Origin of the sequence: Pseudomonas mosselii, assembly GCF_003205295.1 — a bacterium.
Lineage (GTDB): Bacteria > Pseudomonadota > Gammaproteobacteria > Pseudomonadales > Pseudomonadaceae > Aquipseudomonas > Aquipseudomonas mosselii_B.
In genome coordinates, this window is record NZ_QJRP01000017.1 from 46,190 (window position 1) to 65,642 (window position 19,453).

Below are 19,453 nucleotides of genomic sequence, written 5' to 3' on the forward strand. Positions count from 1 at the left end.
GTCTACCGGTTTTGCACCCCACCTTGGAGCCGTTGTCACTCGATGGTCAGCGGCCCGACCATGCCTGCCTGGTAATGGCCCGGTACGTTGCAGGCGAACTCGATGGGCGCCGACTTGCGGAAGGTCCAGGTCAACTCGGCGCGCTGGCCGGGCTGCACCAGCACGGTATTGCCGCCGGCATGGCCGTGGCCAGCGCCCATCTGCCCGTGATCCATCTGGCCATGGTCCATGCCTTCGTGGTTCATGCCGGCGGTGAACAGCTTGCCCTGCATGGCGATCATTTCCTTCTGGTGCTCGGCGTGCATGGCCTTGTCGCCCAGGTTGAACTCGTGGGGCAGCTTGCCTTCGTTGACCAGCACGAAGCGCACGGTCTCGCCGGCCTTGACCTTGATGCTCTTGGGTTCGAAGGCGATGTCCTTGAGCACCACCTCGACGGTGCGATTGGCCTTGGCCGCCTCGGCCGGCTCGCCGAAGGCGAAGGGCTTGCCGCTGTCGGCAAGGCTCGGCAGGCTGACCAGTGCGAGGGCGGCGGCGATGAACAGGTGTTTCATGGGTGACTCCGGGTCGTTCTGGGAGAATGAGACCATTCTCGAAAAGGCTGGCTGGCAGCTGGCTGACGGGAAGATTACAACTTTGTCAGCTTGGGCAGGCCGCGAGATCGTCACGTATCATTTCGGCATCGCGTTGACCCGAACATTGGTAAACACATGAAACTGCTGATCGTCGAAGACCAGGCCAAGACCGGCCAGTACCTGAGTCAGGGCCTGAGCGAAGCAGGCTTCGCCACCGAACTGGCCAACGACGGCAACACCGGCCAGCACCTGGCCCTGACCGGCGACCACGACCTGCTGATCCTCGATGTGATGCTACCGGGGCGTAACGGCTGGCAGATCCTCCAGGCCGTGCGTCAGGCCGGGCTGGACACGCCGGTACTGTTCCTCACCGCCCGCGATGCCGTCGAGGACCGTGTCCACGGCCTGGAACTGGGTGCCGACGACTATCTGGTCAAGCCATTCGCCTTCTCCGAGCTGCTGGCCCGGGTGCGCAGCCTGCTGCGCCGGGGCGCCAGCGCCAGCCAGGACACCTGCCTGAGCCTGGCCGACCTGCGCCTGGACCTGATCCGCCGGCGCGCCGAGCGGGCCGGCCAGCGCGTCGACCTGACCGCCAAGGAATTCGCCCTGCTCGAACTGCTGCTGCGCCGCCAGGGCGAGGTGCTGCCCAAGTCGCTGATTGCCTCGCAGGTGTGGGACATGAACTTCGACAGCGACACCAACGTCATCGAGGTGGCCATCCGCCGCCTGCGCCTGAAGATCGACGACCTTCACACCACCAAGCTGATCCATACCGTGCGCGGCATGGGCTACGTGCTCGAGGAGCGCCAGGACTGATGCGCCGCCTGTCCCTCGGCAGCCGCCTGGCGCTGCTGTTCGCCGCCTGTACCGCCAGCGTTTCGCTGGGCGCCGGTTTGCTGTTCAGCCGCGCCAGCGAGCAGCACTTCGTCGAACTCGACCAGCAACTGCTCAACGGCCGCCTGTCACTGATGCGCAGCCTGCTCGATGGTGTCACCAGCCCCGAGCAACTGGCCACGCGCCTGCCGGGGCTGCTCAACGAGCTGAGCCATCAGTCCGACCTGGCCTTGCGCGTGCGCGCGGTCGACGGCACAATCTGGTTCGCCAGCCGCAGCGACCTGCCGGACGCCCCGGACCAGCCCGGCCTGGCCACCCTGCACACCCAGGGCATCGACTACCGCGGGCTGAGCCTGCCGCTGGACGAAACCCGGCCCACCTCACCGCAACTGACCCTGTTCCTCGACATCACCCATCACCAGCACTTCCTGCAAGGCATGCAGCGCCTGATCTGGCTCACGGTTGGCCTCAGCGCGCTGACCACCGCGCTGCTGGGTGCCTGGGCCGTGCGCCGCGGCCTGAAACCGCTGCGCCAGATGGGCAAGGTCGCCGCCAGCGTCAACGCCCGCTCGCTGACCACGCGCCTGCCGGCCGCCGAGATGCCCGAGGAGCTGGCCGAGCTGGCCAGCACGGTCAATGCCATGCTGCAGCGCCTGGACGACGCCTTCCAGCGCCTGTCGGCGTTCTGCGCCGATATCGCCCACGAGTTGCGCACGCCGCTGTCCAACCTGTTGACCCATACCCAGGTCACCCTCACCCGCCCGCGCAGCCTCGAGGAGTACCGCGAGGCCCTGCATGGCAATCTCGAGGAACTGCAGTGGATGGCCCAGTTGGTCAACGACATGCTCTACCTGGCCAAGGCCGACCACGGCCTGCTGATGCCCAATAGTCAGGCGCTGGAGCTGGCGGCAGAGGTCGATGCGCTGCTGGAGTATTACGCGCCACTGGCCGAGGAGGCCGAGGTGAAGCTGTCGCGCGAAGGCCAGGCGCATGCCAAGGGCGACCGGCACATGCTGCGCCGGGCCTTGTCGAACCTGCTGGACAACGCCCTGCGCTTCACCCCGGCGGGCGGCGAGATCCGTGTGAGCCTTGCGCAGGGGTTGCGCATCGAGGTGGCCAACAGTGGCCCGGAGATCGCTCCGCAACTGCTCGAGCGGCTGTTCGACCGCTTCTATCGGGCGGACCCGGCGCGCCAGGAAGGCAGCAGCGAGCATGCGGGGCTGGGGCTGGCCATCACCCGCTCGATCGTGCAGGCCCACGGCGGGAAGATTCGGGCGGAGTGTGAAGATGGGTGGACGCGGTTCGTGATCGAGTTGCCTGAGTAACCCTCATCGCGGGGCAAGCCCGCTCCCACGCCACACTCCGATGTGAAGGCATGCGTGGGAGCGGCGAACCACCGCTGCGACTGGCCCCGCGATAGCGCTTACTCGTAACGCAACGCCATCGCCGGCTCAATCTGCGAGGCGCGGTAGGCAGGATAGATAGTCGCCAGGAAGCTCATCACCAGCCCGGCCACGCAGATGATCGCCACGTCGCCCCACTGCAGCTCCGACGGCAGGCTGCTGATGAAGTAGATGTCGGAGGTGAAGATGTGCTGCCCGCTGACCCGCTCCACCCAGCCGACCACCGCGCTGACATTCAGCGCCAGGATCACCCCGAGCACGCCGCCGATCAGGGTGCCGACGATACCGATCAGGCTGCCCTGGACCATGAACGTGCCCATGATCTGCGCCGGCGTCGCGCCGATGGTACGCAGGATGGCGATGTCCGCACCCTTGTCGTTCACCACCATCACCAGGGTGGCGATGATATTGAACGCGGCCACGGCGATGATCATCATCAGCAGCAGGCCGATCATGGTCTTCTCCATCTTCATGGCGCTGAACAGGCTGCCCTGGGTGTGCGACCAGTCATCGGCGCGGTAGCCATCGCCCAAGCCGGCAGCGATGGCCTTGGACACCTGCGGCGCGGCATACAGGTCGTGCAGCTTCAGGCGCACGCCCTGCACCTGGCCCGGCGCCCAGCGCTGCATCTCGCCGGCGTCGGCGACATGGATATAGGCCTGGGAGCCATCCAGCTCGGCGCCGACCTTGAAGATGCCGACCACGGTCAGGCGCTGCATACGCGGGGTGATGCCGCCCGGCTCCTTGCTGATTTCCGGAACGATCAGGGTCAGCTTGTCGCCGGTGTTCAGGCGAAAACGCCGGGCGGTCAATTCACCGATCACCACGCCGTACTCACCCGGCACCAGCGCCTGCAGGCTGCCCTGGACAATATGCTGGGTGACGATGGAGACCTTGCCCTCCTCGGCCGGGTCGATGCCGGCGACCTGGATCGGCTGCATCGCACCCTTGTACGAGAGCATGCCCTCCATCTCGGTGATCGGCGCCGCGGCCATCACCGCCGGGTTGCCTTCGGCGGCGCTGGCGACCTTGCGCCAGTCGTCCAGCGGCTGCGCGCCGAGGATCGCGGCATGGGGCACCAGGCCGAGCACGCGCGAACTCATCTCGCGCTGGAAACCGTTCATCACCGACAGCACCGTGATCATCGCCAGCACGCCAAGCGACAGCCCGATCATCGAGGTCATGGAGATGAACGAGATGAAGTGGTTGCGACGCTTGGCACGGGTGTAGCGAGCACCAATGAACAAGGACAAGGGTCTGAACATGAACAGGGATACCCAATCTAAGTGTGAACCGGGACGCCTCGGGGCGCCCCGCGCAGGCGATTCAGATCGCCACCAGGCGCCCGTCTTCCAGGCTCAGCACGCGGTCCATCTGGCGCGCCAGGTTGAGGTCGTGGGTCACCACCAGGAAGGCGGTCTGCGAATGCGTGGACAGCTCTCGCATCAGTTCCTGGATACCCATGGCCGTGTGGTGGTCGAGGTTGCCGGTGGGCTCGTCGAGCATCACCAGGCCCGGACGGTTGACCAGGGCGCGGGCGATCGCCACGCGCTGGCGCTCCCCCCCGGACAGCTCGGCCGGCTTGTGATTCAACCGGTGGCCCAGGCCGACGCGCTTGAGCAGCGCCTCGGCGCGCTCGCGGGCCTCGGCGATCGGCGTCTTGCCGATCAGCAGCGGCATGCAGGCGTTTTCCAGCGCGGTGAACTCCGCCAGCAGGTGGTGGAACTGGTAGACGAAGCCCAGGGCGCGGTTGCGCAGCAAGCCGCGGGCCCGCTCGCCCAGCGCCGACAGCTCCTCGCCGGCCAGCCACACACTGCCCTGGGTCGGCGTGTCGAGGCCGCCGAGCAGGTTGAGCAAGGTACTCTTGCCCGAGCCCGAGCTGCCGACGATGGCAACACGCTCGCCCGGATGCAGCTCGAGGTTCAACCCCGACAAGACCTGGACCGACTCCGGGCCTTCCTCGTAGCTCTTGCCCAGGTTGCGGCAGCTCAACACGGCTTTATCACTCATGCGCGACTCACTCATAACGTAGCGCCTCCGCCGGCTGGGTACGCGAGGCGCGCCAGGCCGGATACAGGGTGGCGAAGAAACTCAGGACCAGCGCCGCACCACAGACCATGTACACGTCCTGGGCCTGGATCTGCGACGGCAGGTAATCGATGAAGTACACGTCGGCATTGAGGAACTTGTGCCCGATCAGGGTCTCGATGCCGGCGATGGCCGCGCTCACGTTGAGCGCGCCGAGGATGCCCAGCACCGCGCCGATCAGCGTGCCGACCACGCCGATCACCGTGCCCTGGACCATGAAGATGGCCATGATCTGCCCGGGCGTGGCGCCCAGGGTGCGCAGGATGGCGATGTCGCCGCGCTTGTCGTTGACCACCATCACCAGGGTGGAAATGATGTTGAACGCCGCCACCGCGACGATCAGCAGCAACAGCAGGCCGATCATGGATTTCTCCATGCGGATCGCCTGGTACAGGTTGCCGTGGGTGCGGGTCCAGTCACGCGGGTAGAATTCCTGCTCGCCCAGCTGCTGGGCGATGGCCCAGGCGGCCCGCGGGGCCTGGAACAGATCGTCGAACTTCAGGCGCACGCCCTGGACCTGGTCGGCCTTCCAGCGGTGCAGGCGCGACAGGTCGGCGATATTGGTCAGGCCCAGGTATCCGTCGATCTCGCCGGCGCCGACGTGGAAGGTACCGACCACGGTGAAGCGCTTCATGCGCGGGAACATGCCCGCCGGGGTGACACTGACCTCGGGGGCGACGAAAGTCAGCTTGTCGCCGATGCCCACGCCCAGCTTCTGCGCGGCCTTGTCGCCGATCATGATGCCCCACTCGCCCGGGGCCAGCTTGTCGAGGCTGCCGTCGATGACGAACTTGTCGATGATCGACACCTCGCGCTCGCGGGCCGGATCGACGCCGTTGAGCAGCACCTTCTGCACCTTGCCTTCATGGGTCAGCAGGCCCTGCATCTGGGTGAACGGCGCAACCGCCAGCACCTGCGGATTCTGCTTTACTTTAGAGGCGAGGGCCTGCCAGTCGTCGATCGGCTGGCCGGTCTCCAGTGTTGCATGGGGGATCATCCCCAGCACGCGGGTACGCATCTCGTGGTCGAACCCGTTCATCACCGAGAGCACCACGATCATCACCACCACGCCCAGGGCGAGGCCGATCATCGAGGTGAGCGAAATGAACGAGACGAAGTGATTGCGGCGCTTGGCACGGGTGTAGCGCGTACCAATGAATACGAATAGAGGTCTGAACATGTCGGGGCTTGTTCGGATGAAAGGGAACGTCCTTGTGGCGAGGCGCCTACGGCGGCTTTACACTCGGACCACCGCCGTAACCTTGGGTTCGCCATGACGACATTAGACGAAGAAGATCGCCGCGAATACTACCGCATCGAAGATCGGATCGCACTTCAAATCAACCCCCTCAGCGCGGCCGAAGCCCTTGAAACAGAACTGTTGCAGGATGATTCAGAGCTGTTCAACCTGCTCAGCGAGCTGCACCTTTCGGACTTCGAGTCGCAACACCTGCTGCGCCAGTTGAGCGAGAAGGACCGTACCCTGGCGGCCTTCCTGCGCGCCCAGAACAAACGCCTCGACCTGCTCAGCGCCGTGGTCGCCCAGACCCTGATTGGCGAAATCGGCCAGCCGCAAGCGGTGATCATCTCCGAAGGCGGCATCGAGTTCGCCCAGACGCAGAAGATCGCCCCGGGGACCCGGGTCAAGGTGAAGATGGTGCTGATGCCCCGCGCCCATGGCCTGCTGCTGCGTGGCCGGATCACTCACTGCGACCCACGCCCCGACGGCGACTTCGAGGTCGGCACCGAATTCATCGACATGACCGATGCCCAGCGCCAGCTACTGGCCCGCTACATCCTGCAGCGCCAGCAACAGCAACGACGCCAGGCGCTGGAACAGAACGATCCCGCTTCCTGAAGCCCTTTTCTCTGATTTGAAGGAACGAACGTGACCTTGATCTATGGCCACCGCGGCGCCAAGGGCGAAGCGCCCGAGAACACCCTGCAGAGTTTCCGCCAGTGCCTGTCCCATGGCGTGGACCGCTGCGAACTCGACCTGCACCTGTCGGCCGACAACGAGCTGATGGTGATCCACGACCCGACCCTCAAGCGCACCACCGGCAGGCGCGGCAAGGTGGTCGAGCACACGGCAGCCGAGCTGGTCACCTACGACGCGCGCAAGGGCGGCCCGGGCCATGTGCAGCCCTGCCCTATCCCGCGCCTTGAAGAGCTGTTCGAGAAATGCGCCTTCGAGCACTGGCAGCTGGAGGTCAAGAGCGCCTCGCGCACCCGCGCCGCCAGCACCGTGCTGGCGATCCGCGAACTGGCCCAGCGGCATGGCCTGCTGGACAAGGTGACCATCACCTCGAGTTCACGGGAAGTGCTGGGCGCGGCCCAGGAGCTGGTGCCCGACATCAAGCGCGGGCTGGTTGCCGAGTACGCCTGGCTCGACCCGCTGAAGGTCGCGCAGAACTACGACTGCGAGATGCTGGCGTTGAACTGGACGCTGTGCACCCCCGAGCGCCTGATCAAGGCGCAGCGCCAGGGCTTGCACGTGTCGGTATGGACGGTCAACGAACCGGCGCTGATGCGCCGGCTCGCCGACTTTGGCGTGGACAGCCTGATTACAGACTTTCCCGGTTTGGCCAGGACCACCCTCGGGTAGGGCTGAAATCGGTCTCCCCGACCGGCTCAGGCCACCGGTCGGAGCCGCTCAAAAAAGCCGGTTCAGACCATCATAGGCAGCTACCCGGTAGGCTTCGGCCATGGTCGGGTAGTTGAAGGTGGTGTTGACGAAGTACTTCAGGTTGTTCTGCTCGCCCGGCTGGTTCATCACCGCCTGGCCGATGTGGACGATCTCCGAGGCCTGGTAGCCGAAGCAGTGCACGCCGAGGACTTCCAGGGTCTCGCGGTGGAACAGGATCTTCAGCATGCCTTGCGGCTCGCCGGCGATCTGCGCGCGGGCCATGCTCTTGAAGAAGGCCTTGCCCACTTCGTAGGGCACCTTGGCCTGGGTCAGTTCCTGCTCGTTCTTGCCGATCGAGCTGATCTCGGGAATGGTGTAGATGCCGGTCGGCACGTCGTTGACGAAGCGCCAGCTGCCGTTGTCGACGATGCTGCCGGCGGCCGAGCGGCCCTGGTCGTGGGCGGCGCTGGCCAGGCTTGGCCAGCCGATCACGTCACCGGCGCCGTAGATGTTCGGCACGCTGGTGCGGTAGGTCTCGTCGACCTCGATCTGGCCACGGCTGTTGACCTTGATGCCGATGTTCTCAAGGCCCAACTTGTCAGTGTTGCCGGTACGGCCGTTGCACCACAGCAAAGCGTCGGCCTTGATCTTCTTGCCCGACTTCAGGTGCAGGATCACCCCGTTGTCCAGGCCTTCGACGCGGTCGTATTCCTCGTTGTGGCGCACGGTGATGTTGTTGTTGCTGAAGTGGTAGCTCAGCGCCTGGGAGATTTCCGAGTCGAGGAAGCTCAGCAGCTGGCCACGGTTGTCGACCAGCTCGACCAGCACACCCAGGCCGCTGAAGATCGAGGCGTATTCGCAACCGATCACCCCGGCGCCGTAGACGATCAGCTTGCGCGGGGTGTGGCTCAGGCTGAGGATGGTGTCGCTGTCGTAGACGCGTGGGTGGTGGAAGTCGATGTCAGCCGGACGGTACGGGCGCGAGCCGGTGGCGATGATGATGTGCTTGGCGTTGAGCTTCTCGACCACGCCGTTGGGGCAGACCACTTCGACGGTCTGCTCGTCGGCGAAGCTGCCGGTGCCGACGAACACGTCGACGCGGTTGCGCGCGTAGTAGCCGGTGCGCGAGGCGACCTGCTTGCTGATGACCTTCTCGGCGCTCTTGAGCACGTCGGGGAAGGAGAACCAGCGCGGCTCGCCGATGGCGCGGAACATCGGGTTGGTGTTGAACTGCATGATCTGCCGCACGGAGTGACGCAGCGCCTTGGACGGAATGGTGCCCAGGTGGGTGCAGTTGCCGCCGACCTGGCGACGGCTGTCGACCATGGCCACCTTGCGCCCTGCTTTGGCGGCGTTCATTGCCGCGCCTTCTCCGGCCGGGCCGGAACCCAGCACCACTACGTCGTAGTTGTAGACAGCCATGCGTACTCCTTCAGAACTGGCCCGCCGGCCGGATGGCCGCGGGGCGCGATCATGTCGCCGGAGCGCCATGAGAAAATTCGGGTGCAGTCTAATCAAGCGTGAACGCCGCGCACATTAACCCTTGGTCGCGTCGTAGGCCATTATTGCCTGCACTACATGTCGTTTCACCGTTTCCCTGGCATTGATCATCCGTGGCTCGCCTTTCACTCGCCTTTCACCACCCGCTCGAAGGCCGGCGTGGAACGGGAGACGAAACCACCGTCGACCCGGGTCACCAGCACCGCAGCGATGCCGTGGGCGATGGCAAAATCCCAGCCCTGCTGCGGACCGAGGATCAGCAGCAGGGTCGAGTAGCCGTCGGCCTGCAGCGCCGAGCCGTCAAGCACCGTCACCGCCGCCAGGTCGTGCTCGACCGGGCGCCCGAGACGGGCATCGAAGGTGTGCGAATAGCGCCGGCCATTGTCCTCGAAATAATGCCGATAGTCACCCGAGCTCGATACGGCCATGTCCTCCACGCCGATGACCTGGCGGGCGATCTGGCGGTCCTCGCGCGGCAGCTCCAGCGCCACCCGCCAGGCACTGCCGTCGGGCTTGCGGCCCACGGCCTTGAGCTCGCCAGTGGCTTCGGCGAGAAACGCCTCGATACCCATGGCGCGCAGGCGCTTAGCGATCAGGTCGACGGCGTGGCCGGCGGCGATGCTGTTGAAATCCAGCTCGATGGAAGCGTCCTTGCACAGGGCGTCACCCTCGATGCGCAGGTGCCGGTAGCCCACGCGCTCACGTGCCCGGGCCAGCGCCTGCGGGTCGGGCACGTGCATCTCGCGGGCTTGCGGGCCGAAGCCCCAGAGGTCGAGCAGTGGCTCGACGGTGAGGTCGAAGGCGCCCCGGCTCTGCTCGGCCAGATGCTGGCCGAAGCTGGCCAGCTCGAACAGGTCGGCGTCGATGGGCAGGCACTGGTTGGCCGCAAGCTGGTTGAAACGGCTGACGGTGGAGTCGCTACGGTAGGTGGAGTAGCGGGCGTCGATGGCCTGGAGGATGGCCTCGACCTCGCCTTGCACCTGCGCCGGTGCCGGGCCGCCGGGTTGGCGCACGTACTGGATGCTGTAGCTGCTGCCCATGGTCGGGCCGCCGAAGCGCTCGAGGGTGGGGCCTTGGTTGCAGGCTGACAGCAACAACAGGCAGAACAGAAGAACGGTGCGCAAAATGAACTTCTCGGTTGACCGACCCACGCGGTCGGTGTGGGAGCGGCCTTGTGTCGCGAAAGGGCCGCAAAGCGGCCCCGGGGTTTCAGCAACGCCGCCACAATTGCCGGGGCTGCTGCGCAGCCCTTTCGCGACACAAGGCCGCTCCCACATCGATAGCTGCGAGGCGGAAAGAAAAAAAACGGGAACCCGAAGGTTCCCGTTTTTTCAACGCATTACAAGCGGATCAGCGTGGAAACGCTGGCGGGTTCACACCGGCCATGTCTTCCATCACGCGCACCACCTGGCAGCTGTAACCGAATTCGTTGTCGTACCAGACGTACAGGACAACGCGGTTGTCGTTGCAGATGGTCGCCTCGGCGTCGACCACACCGGCGTGGCGCGAACCAACGAAGTCGGTCGATACCACTTCCTGGGAGCTGACGTAGTCGATCTGCTTGTGCAGCTCCGAGTGCATGGCGGTCTGGCGCAGGTACTCGTTTAGCTCTTCGCGGTTGGTGGCCTTCTCGAGGTTCAGGTTGAGAATGGCCATCGACACGTTCGGCGTCGGCACACGGATCGCGTTGCCGGTCAGCTTGCCCTTGAGCACTGGCAGTGCCTTGGCGGCTGCGGTGGCGGCACCGGTCTCGGTGATGACCATGTTCAGCGGCGCGGCGCGGCCACGACGGCTGCCCTTGTGGAAGTTGTCGATCAGGTTCTGGTCGTTGGTGAACGAGTGAACGGTTTCGACGTGGCCGTTGACGATGCCGTACTGGTCGTTGATGGCCTTGAGCACCGGCACGATGGCGTTGGTGGTGCAGGACGCCGCCGAGATGATCTTGTCGTCGGCGCTGATGTCACCGTGGTTGATGCCATGCACGATGTTCTTCAGCGCGCCCTTGCCCGGTGCGGTGAGGATCACGCGGGCGGCGCCCGGGCAGGCCAGGTGCTGGCCGAGGCCGTCGGCGTCACGCCATACGCCGGTGTTGTCGACGATCAGCGCATCGTGGATGCCGTACTGGGTGTAGTCGACTTCGCTCGGGCTCTTGGCGTAGATCACCTGGATCAGGTTGCCGTTGGCGGTGATGGTGTTGTTGGCTTCATCGATGACGATGGTGCCGTCGAACGGACCGTGCACCGAGTCGCGGCGCAGCAGGCTGGCGCGCTTGACCAGGTCGTTCTCGGCGCCTTTGCGCACGACGATGGCGCGCAGGCGCAGGCCGTCGCCGCCACCGGTCTTCTCGATCAGGATGCGCGCCAGCAGGCGGCCGATGCGGCCAAAGCCGTACAGGACGACGTCGGTGCCCTTGCGTGCGGAAGCGTTCTGCTGACCCACGACGTCGGCCAGTTCGTCACGGACGAACTGCTCGGCGCTGCGGCCGTTGCCTTCGACCTTGAACTTGTTGGCCAGCTTGCCCAGGTCCACCGAGGCGGCACCCAGCTTCAGCTCGCTCATGGCCTTGAGCAGGGGGAATGTCTCGTGGACGGACAGCTCGGTCTCGTCGGTCTGACGGTGACGGGCAAAGCGGTGGGCTTTGAGGATCGAGATAACCGAACGGTTGATCAGGCTGCGGCCATAGATCGAGCTCACCACGTTGTTGTTGCGGTAGAGCTGACCGATAAGCGGGATCATCGCTTCAGCCAGGGCTTCACGATCGATCCACTCACCAAGACACTGGTCGGGCTTCTGAGTCACGGTAACCTTCCACATGTAGGGGAACAAAAAAGGGGCTACATTATGACGCCCCTCGGCGTATCGGGCAATGAGCGCCTGTCGCCGACGCCAGACCCCGTCATCATGCCCTCGCAAGCCTGACAGCGAGCCCCGTCACCGGTACAATCGACCTCTTTGCCGCAACGCTTGGAGTCCGATCTCCCGTGTCAGTTCTGCGCCTACCGCAAATGTCGGCCACGGCCGGCAAACAAACCTGGGGCAACCTGCCCGGCGCCGCCTTGAGCCTGGCCATCGCCGAGGCGGCCAGTACCGCCGGTCGTTTCACCTTGCTGCTGACCGCCGACAGCCAGGCGGCCGACCGCCTCGAGCAGGAGCTGCGCTTCTTCGCGCCGGCGCTTCCGGTGCTGCCGTTCCCCGACTGGGAAACCCTGCCCTACGACCTGTTCTCGCCGCACCAGGACATCATCTCCCAGCGCATCGCCAGCCTCTACCGGCTGCCGGAGCTGGACCACGGCATCCTCGTCGTGCCGATCACCACCGCCCTGCACCGCCTGGCCCCCACGCGCTTCCTGCTGGGCAGCAGCCTGGTGCTGGACATCGGCCAGAAGATCGACGTCGAGCAGATGCGCGCACGTCTCGAGGCCAGCGGCTATCGCTGCGTCGACACGGTCTACGAGCATGGCGAGTTCGCCGTGCGCGGCGCGCTGATCGACCTGTTCCCCATGGGCAGCAAGCAGCCGTACCGCATCGACCTGTTCGACGATGAGATCGAGACCCTGCGCACCTTCGACCCGGAGTCGCAGCGCTCGATCGACAAGGTCGACTCGATCCGCCTGCTGCCGGCACGCGAGTTCCCCATGCAGAAGGACGAGGTGACCCGCTTCAAGGCGCGTTTCCGCGAACGCTTCGACGTGGATTTTCGCCGCAGCGCGATCTTCCAGGACCTCACCAGCGGCATCATTCCCGCCGGCATCGAGTACTACCTGCCGCTGTTCTTCGAAGAGACCGCCACGCTGTTCGACTACCTGCCGGCCGACACCCAGGTGTTCTCCCTGCCGGGCGTGGAGCAGGCCGCCGAGCACTTCTGGAACGACGTGCGCGGGCGCTATGAAGAGCGCCGCGGCGACCTCAGCCGGCCATTGCTGCCGCCGGCCGAGCTATTCCTGCCGGTGGAGGACTGCTTCGCCCGCCTCAAGCAATGGCCGCGGGTGGTGGCCGGTGCCGACGACGTCGAGCCCGGCGTCGGCCGCGAGCGCTTCCCGGCCCGCGCCCTGCCCAACCTGGCGATCGAGGCCAAGGCCAACCAGCCGCTGGCGGAGCTGTCGAACTTCCTCGACCAGTTCCCCGGCCGCGTGCTCTTTACCGCCGAGTCTGCGGGCCGGCGCGAAGTGCTGCTGGAACTGCTCGAGCGCCTGAAGCTGCGCCCGCACACCGTCGACGGCTGGGCCGACTTCGTCAGCGGCAGCGAGCGCCTGGCGATCACCATCGCGCCGCTGGACGACGGCCTGCTGCTGGACGACCCCAGCCTGGCCCTGGTCGCCGAAAGCCCGCTGTTCGGCCAGCGCGTGATGCAGCGCCGGCGCCGCGAGAAACGCGGCGAGGCGGCCAACGACGCGGTAATCAAGAACCTCACCGAGCTGCGCGAAGGCGCCCCGGTGGTGCACATCGACCACGGCGTGGGCCGCTACCTGGGCCTGGCGACCCTGGAGATCGACGGCCAGGCCGCCGAGTTCCTCACCCTCGAATACGCCGAGGGCGCCAAGCTCTACGTGCCGGTGGCCAACCTGCACCTGATCGCCCGCTACACCGGTAGCGACGACGCCCTGGCGCCGCTGCACCGGCTGGGCTCCGAAGCCTGGCAAAAAGCCAAGCGCAAGGCCGCCGAGCAAGTGCGCGACGTCGCCGCCGAACTGCTCGACATCTATGCCCGCCGCGCTGCGCGCAAAGGCTATGCCTTCGCCGACCCGGCCGCCGACTACGCCACCTTCAGCGCCGGCTTCCCGTTCGAGGAAACCCCCGACCAGCAGGCCGCCATCGAGGCGGTGCGTGCCGACATGCTCGCCGGCCAGCCCATGGACCGCCTGGTCTGCGGCGATGTCGGCTTCGGCAAGACCGAGGTGGCCATGCGCGCCGCCTTCATCGCCGTGCACGGCGGGCGCCAGGTCGCATTGCTGGTACCCACCACCCTGCTCGCCCAGCAGCACTACAACAGCTTCCGCGACCGCTTCGCCGACTGGCCGGTGAAGGTCGAGGTGATGAGCCGCTTCAAGTCGGCCAAGGAAGTCGCCAGCGCCGCGGCGGACCTGGCCGAGGGCAAGATCGACATCCTCATCGGCACCCACAAGCTGCTGCAGGACGATGTGCGCTTCAAGGACCTGGGCCTGGCCATCATCGACGAGGAGCACCGCTTCGGCGTGCGCCAGAAAGAGCAGCTCAAGGCCCTGCGCAGCGAAGTGGACATCCTCACCCTGACCGCAACGCCCATTCCGCGCACGCTGAACATGGCGGTGTCGGGCATGCGTGACCTGTCGATCATCGCCACCCCGCCGGCCAGGCGCCTGTCGGTGCGCACCTTCGTCATGGAGCAGAACAAGAGCACGGTCAAGGAAGCGCTGCTGCGCGAACTGCTGCGCGGCGGCCAGGTGTACTACCTGCACAACGACGTCAAGACCATCGAGAAGTGCGCCGCGGAACTGGCCGAACTGGTGCCAGAAGCACGCATCGGCATCGGCCACGGGCAGATGCGCGAGCGCGAACTCGAACAGGTGATGAGCGACTTCTACCACAAGCGCTTCAACGTGCTGATCGCCTCGACCATCATCGAGACCGGCATCGACGTACCCAGCGCCAACACCATCGTCATCGAGCGCGCCGACAAGTTCGGCCTGGCCCAGTTGCACCAGTTGCGCGGCCGGGTCGGCCGTAGCCACCACCAGGCCTATGCCTACCTGCTGACGCCGCCGCGCCAGCAGATCAGCGCCGATGCCGAAAAGCGCCTGGAGGCCATCGCCAACACCCAGGACCTGGGCGCCGGCTTCGTCCTGGCCACCAACGACCTGGAGATCCGCGGCGCCGGCGAGCTGCTCGGCGAAGGCCAGAGCGGGCAGATCCAGGCGGTCGGCTTCACCCTGTACATGGAAATGCTCGAGCGCGCGGTCAAGGCCATCCGCAAGGGCAACCAGCCGAACCTCGAGCAGCCCCTCGGCGGCGGCCCGGAGATCAACCTGCGCCTGCCGGCGCTGATCCCCGAGGACTACCTGCCCGACGTGCATGCGCGCCTGATCCTCTACAAGCGCATCGCCTCGGCGGCCGACGAAGAGGGCCTCAAGGACCTGCAGGTGGAGATGATCGACCGCTTCGGCCTGCTGCCCGAGCCGACCAAGAACCTGATGCGCCTGACCCTGCTCAAGCTGCAGGCGGAAAAGCTCGGCATCAAGAAAGTCGATGCCGGCCCCAACGGCGGCAAGCTCGAGTTCGAGGCCGAAACCCCGGTCGACCCGCTGACCCTGATCAAGCTGATCCAGGGCCAGCCCAAACGCTACAAGTTCGAAGGCGCGACCCAGTTCCGCTTCCTGGTACCGATGGAGCGCCCCGAAGAACGTTTCAACACCCTGGAAGCGCTGTTCGAGCGCCTCACCCCACAAACCCCATAAGGAAGCTTCATGCGTGCCATCCGTTGCCTGACCCTGCTGCTGGCCCTGCTCGCGCCGGCTGCCTTCGCCGCAGGGCCCTACCAGGTGGAAATGATCCTGGTGCGGCAAAACGCCGTGCCGGCGATCACCAGCCCGTTTGCCCCGGAAGACTGGAGCGCCGGCGCGCCGCGCCTGGACAAGGGGGCCGAACGCCCCACCGGCCTGGGCGACGAAGTCACCCGCCTGCAGGCCACCGCAGACTACACCGTGCTGCTGCACAGGGCCTGGCAACAGGACGGCGATGCCGTCGCCCTGAGCGCCGGTGACGAGCAGTTCGGCCACTTCCCCATCGAAGGCAACCTGACCATCAAGGAAGGCCGTTTCATCGCGGTCGATGCCAGCCTCTGGGTCAACCAGCTCGACGCCAACGGCAGTGTGCTGCGCAGCGAACAGTTCAAGCAGAGCAACAGCAACATGAAGGCCGGCCAGCTGACCTTCCTCGATGGCGGGCACCTGGCGCTGCTGCTCAAGGTCTCGCCGGCCGGCATGCGCAAGATCCCGCTGCCGGATCCGGAAATGATGGAGCAGTGAAACCGTGAACGCCGATGTGCAGAAGCTGGCAGCCGAGAATCCGAGCTGGAAGCGCGATTTTTCCGCGGCCACCCTGCAACGCGGCGAACGCTACGCCGAACAGGGCCTGGTGCAGATCCAGTCCCACGGCGACTCGCGCATCGAGTCCACCTGCCACGGCAGCGGCGGCAACATCTACCGCCAGCGGATCATCATCACTGCCGGCCCCTCCGGGCAATGCCATGTGCGCGGCGACTGCTCCTGTCCGGTGGGCACCAACTGCAAGCACTGCGCCGCAGCGCTCTACACCCTGGCCAACAGCCACGGACACGGCGCTGCCAACGGCGACCAGTTGCCCCATCACCTGCAGCACTGGCTGCAGGGCCTGGAGCCGCCCACGTTCCGGCAGGGCGACGCCGAAGACAAACGGGGCCGCATGGTCTGCTACCAGCTGGTGCTCAACGACGATCCCAGCAGTTGCGCGCTGCGCGTGCGCAAGGGCACCCGCGCAGAGCACGGCATTCGCTACAGCCGCATCCAGTCGCTGTATGAACTGCTCTACGAGCCCCCGAAGTTCGTCAAGGAAGAGGACCTGCGCATCCTTCGCCAGCTCTCGGCGCAGACCGCGCCCTACGGCCATGAGCGCGGCTATGCACTCAAGGGGCTCGAGGGCGGCGAGTTGCTGCAGCGGGCGCTGGACACCGGACGCCTGATGCTCATCGACGACCTGCCCCTGCTGACCCAGGGCGCGCCTCGTCAGGCGGACTTCCGCTGGGTGCGCCTGGACAGCGGCGACTACAGGGGCATGTGGTACAACGGCGAGGAACCGCTCAATTGCGTGCTGCCGCTGGTGCCGCTGTACTACTTCGACATCGACACCCATGAGGTCGGCAGCGTTTCCCACGACCTGGATCCGCACACTGCCCTGCAGCTGTCCCTTGCTCCCGATGTACCGGAACACCTCATCGTGCCCCTCAGCCACAAGCTCAACGCCCTCAACCATCACCTGCCGACGCCCACCACCGTGCAGCAGGAGCAGCTCGACGGCATCGAGCCGACCCCGCACCTGACCCTCGGCAGCCTCGAATTCAGCGCCTACACGCCCAAGACCGGGCGCATGCAGCGGCAAATGCAGCACCGCGCCGCACTGGCGTTCGACTACGACGGCCTGCGTGCCAGTGGCGGCGACGACAAGCCGCTGAGCCGCCTGGTGGGCAGCACCAGCCAGCGCATCCGCCGCCAGCCCCAAGCCGAGCAGGCATTGCGCAAGGCATTGCGCGAGCATGGTTTCAAGCCCGCCACCCGCCAGAGCAAGGCCCTGCCCGACAGCGCCGGCGAGATGTATCAGTTGCCCGACGACGAAGCCTGGCTACGTTTCGCCCGCGAGGGCCTGCCGCGCCTGCGCGAGGCCGGCTGGGCCATCGATGTGCACCGCGACTTCGCCTTCAACCTGCACGAGGTCGACGACTGGTACGCCACCATCGACGAAGCGCCGGGCCATGAGTGGTTCGACCTGGAGCTGGGCATCGTCGTCGATGGCCAGCGCCACAGCCTGCTGCCCATCGTCCTGCAACTGCTGCGCGCCAGCCCCGAGCTGCTGCGCCCCAGCGAACTGGCACGGCGCAGTGACGACGAACACCTGCTGATCGACCTCAACCGCGCCCGCCACGACAGCCCGGCGCTGCGGGTCGCCCTGCCCTACGGGCGGATCAAGGCGGTCATGGGCACCCTGGGCGAGCTGTACCTGCACGACGACGCCAGCGGCCCGAGCCTGCGCCTGGAGCGCGCCGACGCCGCGCGCCTGAACGACATCGACCACCTGCCGTTGCAGTGGGAGGGAGGGAGTCATGTGCGCGACCTGGGCCGGCGCCTGCGCGACGCCCGCGACCTGCAGGTGGTGCCGCCCAAGGGCCTGAACGCCACCCTGCGCCCCTACCAGCAGCAAGGCCTGAACTGGCTGCAGGCCCTGCGCGAAATGGGCACCGGCGGCATCCTCGGTGACGACATGGGCCTGGGCAAGACCCTGCAGACCCTGGCCCACCTGCTGCTGGAGAAGGAAGCCGGGCGCCTGGCCCACCCGGCGCTGGCGGTAATGCCCACCAGCCTGGTGCCCAACTGGCTCGACGAGGCCCGGCGCTTCGCCCCCGACCTGCGCGTCCTGGCCCTGCACGGCCCCGGGCGCAACAAGCACTTCGCCAAGCTGGCCGACTACGACCTGGTGCTGACCACCTACGCCCTCGTCCCCCGCGACCTGGAACACCTCAAGGCCCAGCCCTGGCACCTGCTGGTGCTGGACGAGGCGCAGAACATCAAGAGCAGCACCAGCAAGGCCGCCCAGGCCGTGCGTGAGCTGCAGGCCAACCAGCGGCTGTGCCTGACCGGCACGCCGATGGAGAACAACCTCGGCGAACTGTGGTCGATCTTCCACTTCCTGATGCCCGGCTGGCTGGGCGAGAGCAAGCGCTTCACCCAGGACTACCGCACCCCGATCGAGCGCCACGGCGACGCCGAGCGCATGGGCCACCTGGCCAGCCGTATCCGCCCGTTCCTGCTGCGCCGCACCAAGGAGCAGGTGGCCACCGAGCTGCCGGCCAAGACCGAGATGATCCACTGGGTCGAGCTCAGCGACGCCCAGCGCGACACCTACGAGGCGGTGCGGGTGGCGATGGACAAGAAGGTCCGCGACGAAATCGCCCGCAACGGCGCCGCCCGCAGCCAGATCGTCATCCTCGACGCCCTGCTCAAGCTGCGCCAGGTATGCTGCGACCTGCGCCTGGTCAAGGGCACCGAGGCCAAGGGCACGTTCGCCGACAAGGGCAAGCTGGGCAGCCTGCTGGAGATGCTCGAGGAGCTGCTCAGCGAGGGGCGCAAGGTGCTGCTGTTCTCGCAGTTCACCTCGATGCTGGCACTGATCGAGTTCGAGCTGGAAAAGCGCGGCATCCGCTACAGCCTGCTGACCGGCGACACCCGCGACCGCCGCGCGCCGGTGCAACAGTTCCAGAACGGCGACAGCGAGGTGTTCCTGATCAGCCTCAAGGCCGGCGGCACCGGGCTGAACCTGACCGCCGCCGACACCGTGATCCACTACGACCCGTGGTGGAACCCGGCCAGCGAGAACCAGGCCACCGACCGCGCCTACCGCATCGGCCAGGACAAGCCGGTGTTCGTGTTCAAGCTGATCACCCGGGGCACGGTGGAGGAGAAGATCCAGCAGTTGCAGCAGGAGAAGGCGGCGCTGGCGGCCGGGCTGCTCGATGGCGGGCAGGCCGGGCAATGGCGGCTGGGCGATGACGAGATCGAGGCGCTGTTCGCACCGTTGCCGGGTAAGCGCGGGCGTTAAGCCAGGCTTTTCCCGTGCTGGCCTCTTCGCGGGTAAACCCGCTCCCACAGGATCGGCGTATTCCTTGAGGGTGACGCCGAACCTGTGGGAGCGGGTTTACCCGCGAAGAA

The 19,453-nt window shown here is 66.3% G+C and carries 14 protein-coding genes; 7 read left to right on the forward strand and 7 right to left on the reverse strand.

The annotated features are described in order from the left end of the window. Positions 1-35: 35 nt before the first annotated feature. On the reverse strand, positions 36-551 hold the full coding sequence (locus tag DMX06_RS16910) for a cupredoxin domain-containing protein (RefSeq protein ID WP_110738514.1): 516 nt from the start codon (positions 549-551) through the stop codon (positions 36-38). A 156-nt stretch (positions 552-707) separates the two neighbouring features. Here DMX06_RS16910 and DMX06_RS16915 point away from each other — a divergent pair, with 156 nt between their 5' ends. Together DMX06_RS16915 and DMX06_RS16920 are read left to right on the forward strand one after the other, a co-directional pair. Beyond that, positions 708-1,388, forward strand: a complete 681-nt coding sequence (locus DMX06_RS16915) for a heavy metal response regulator transcription factor (protein ID WP_110738515.1) — start codon at positions 708-710, stop codon at positions 1,386-1,388. Further along, positions 1,388-2,731: a heavy metal sensor histidine kinase gene (locus tag DMX06_RS16920; protein WP_181427849.1), complete on the forward strand. Its 1,344-nt coding sequence runs from the start codon at positions 1,388-1,390 to the stop codon at positions 2,729-2,731. The genes DMX06_RS16915 and DMX06_RS16920 overlap by 1 nt, the downstream gene beginning before the upstream one ends. Positions 2,732-2,829: 98 nt before the next feature. Here the strand turns inward: DMX06_RS16920 and DMX06_RS16925 are convergent, their stop codons facing one another. The 3 genes from DMX06_RS16925 to DMX06_RS16935 all read right to left on the reverse strand — a co-directional run bounded on the left by DMX06_RS16925 (position 2,830) and on the right by DMX06_RS16935 (position 6,077). Next, on the reverse strand, positions 2,830-4,074 hold the full coding sequence (locus DMX06_RS16925; protein WP_110738516.1) for a lipoprotein-releasing ABC transporter permease subunit: 1,245 nt from the start codon (positions 4,072-4,074) through the stop codon (positions 2,830-2,832). Positions 4,075-4,135: 61 nt separating this feature from the next. Beyond that, positions 4,136-4,819 carry a lipoprotein-releasing ABC transporter ATP-binding protein LolD gene (lolD, locus tag DMX06_RS16930; RefSeq protein ID WP_177330835.1) on the reverse strand — a complete coding sequence of 228 codons (684 nt, stop codon included), beginning with the start codon at positions 4,817-4,819 and terminating at the stop codon, positions 4,136-4,138. 7 nt (positions 4,820-4,826) lie between these two features. Beyond that, the gene (locus DMX06_RS16935; RefSeq protein WP_110738517.1) at positions 4,827-6,077 is read right to left on the reverse strand and encodes a lipoprotein-releasing ABC transporter permease subunit; all 1,251 of its coding nucleotides are present in this window, start codon (positions 6,075-6,077) and stop codon (positions 4,827-4,829) included. 93 nt (positions 6,078-6,170) lie between these two features. Here DMX06_RS16935 and DMX06_RS16940 point away from each other — a divergent pair, with 93 nt between their 5' ends. Together DMX06_RS16940 and DMX06_RS16945 are read left to right on the forward strand one after the other, a co-directional pair. Beyond that, positions 6,171-6,755: a PilZ domain-containing protein gene (locus DMX06_RS16940; RefSeq protein ID WP_110738518.1), complete on the forward strand. Its 585-nt coding sequence runs from the start codon at positions 6,171-6,173 to the stop codon at positions 6,753-6,755. 30 nt (positions 6,756-6,785) lie between these two features. Next, positions 6,786-7,502 carry a glycerophosphodiester phosphodiesterase gene (locus DMX06_RS16945; protein WP_110738519.1) on the forward strand — a complete coding sequence of 239 codons (717 nt, stop codon included), beginning with the start codon at positions 6,786-6,788 and terminating at the stop codon, positions 7,500-7,502. A gap of 48 nt (positions 7,503-7,550) precedes the next feature. Here the strand turns inward: DMX06_RS16945 and sthA are convergent, their stop codons facing one another. The 3 genes from sthA to DMX06_RS16960 all read right to left on the reverse strand — a co-directional run bounded on the left by sthA (position 7,551) and on the right by DMX06_RS16960 (position 11,837). After that, positions 7,551-8,945 (reverse strand): Si-specific NAD(P)(+) transhydrogenase, encoded by a 1,395-nt coding sequence (gene sthA / locus DMX06_RS16950; RefSeq protein ID WP_023631920.1) that lies wholly within the window; start codon positions 8,943-8,945, stop codon positions 7,551-7,553. Positions 8,946-9,148: 203 nt separating this feature from the next. Next, entirely contained in the window at positions 9,149-10,147 is a 999-nt protein-coding gene (locus DMX06_RS16955) for an FAD:protein FMN transferase (RefSeq protein ID WP_110738520.1), read from the reverse strand. A gap of 226 nt (positions 10,148-10,373) precedes the next feature. Beyond that, entirely contained in the window at positions 10,374-11,837 is a 1,464-nt protein-coding gene (locus DMX06_RS16960; RefSeq protein WP_110738521.1) for a glyceraldehyde-3-phosphate dehydrogenase, read from the reverse strand. Between the two features lie 167 nt (positions 11,838-12,004). Here DMX06_RS16960 and mfd point away from each other — a divergent pair, with 167 nt between their 5' ends. The 3 genes from mfd to DMX06_RS16975 all read left to right on the forward strand — a co-directional run bounded on the left by mfd (position 12,005) and on the right by DMX06_RS16975 (position 19,343). Next, positions 12,005-15,454 carry a transcription-repair coupling factor gene (mfd, locus tag DMX06_RS16965; RefSeq protein WP_110738522.1) on the forward strand — a complete coding sequence of 1,150 codons (3,450 nt, stop codon included), beginning with the start codon at positions 12,005-12,007 and terminating at the stop codon, positions 15,452-15,454. A 9-nt stretch (positions 15,455-15,463) separates the two neighbouring features. After that, positions 15,464-16,024, forward strand: coding sequence for a CsiV family protein (locus DMX06_RS16970; protein ID WP_110738523.1), 561 nt, complete (start codon positions 15,464-15,466; stop codon positions 16,022-16,024). Positions 16,025-16,439: 415 nt separating this feature from the next. Continuing rightward, positions 16,440-19,343, forward strand: a complete 2,904-nt coding sequence (locus DMX06_RS16975) for a DEAD/DEAH box helicase (RefSeq protein ID WP_375538106.1) — start codon at positions 16,440-16,442, stop codon at positions 19,341-19,343. Positions 19,344-19,453: the final 110 nt, after the last annotated feature.

Excerpts from the sequence above, each read along its gene's own strand:
- DMX06_RS16935 (WP_110738517.1), bottom strand. The coding sequence starts at position 6,077 with ATGTTCAGACCTCTATTCGTATTCATTGGTACGCGCTACACCCGTGCC.
- DMX06_RS16910 (WP_110738514.1), bottom strand. The coding sequence starts at position 551 with ATGAAACACCTGTTCATCGCCGCCGCCCTCGCACTGGTCAGCCTGCCG.
- lolD (WP_177330835.1), bottom strand. The coding sequence starts at position 4,819 with ATGAGTGATAAAGCCGTGTTGAGCTGCCGCAACCTGGGCAAGAGCTAC.
- DMX06_RS16915 (WP_110738515.1), top strand. The coding sequence starts at position 708 with ATGAAACTGCTGATCGTCGAAGACCAGGCCAAGACCGGCCAGTACCTG.
- DMX06_RS16960 (WP_110738521.1), bottom strand. The coding sequence starts at position 11,837 with ATGTGGAAGGTTACCGTGACTCAGAAGCCCGACCAGTGTCTTGGTGAG.
- DMX06_RS16940 (WP_110738518.1), top strand. The coding sequence starts at position 6,171 with ATGACGACATTAGACGAAGAAGATCGCCGCGAATACTACCGCATCGAA.
- sthA (WP_023631920.1), bottom strand. The coding sequence starts at position 8,945 with ATGGCTGTCTACAACTACGACGTAGTGGTGCTGGGTTCCGGCCCGGCC.
- DMX06_RS16975 (WP_375538106.1), top strand. The coding sequence starts at position 16,440 with ATGGTCTGCTACCAGCTGGTGCTCAACGACGATCCCAGCAGTTGCGCG.
- DMX06_RS16920 (WP_181427849.1), top strand. The coding sequence starts at position 1,388 with ATGCGCCGCCTGTCCCTCGGCAGCCGCCTGGCGCTGCTGTTCGCCGCC.
- DMX06_RS16925 (WP_110738516.1), bottom strand. The coding sequence starts at position 4,074 with ATGTTCAGACCCTTGTCCTTGTTCATTGGTGCTCGCTACACCCGTGCC.
- DMX06_RS16970 (WP_110738523.1), top strand. The coding sequence starts at position 15,464 with ATGCGTGCCATCCGTTGCCTGACCCTGCTGCTGGCCCTGCTCGCGCCG.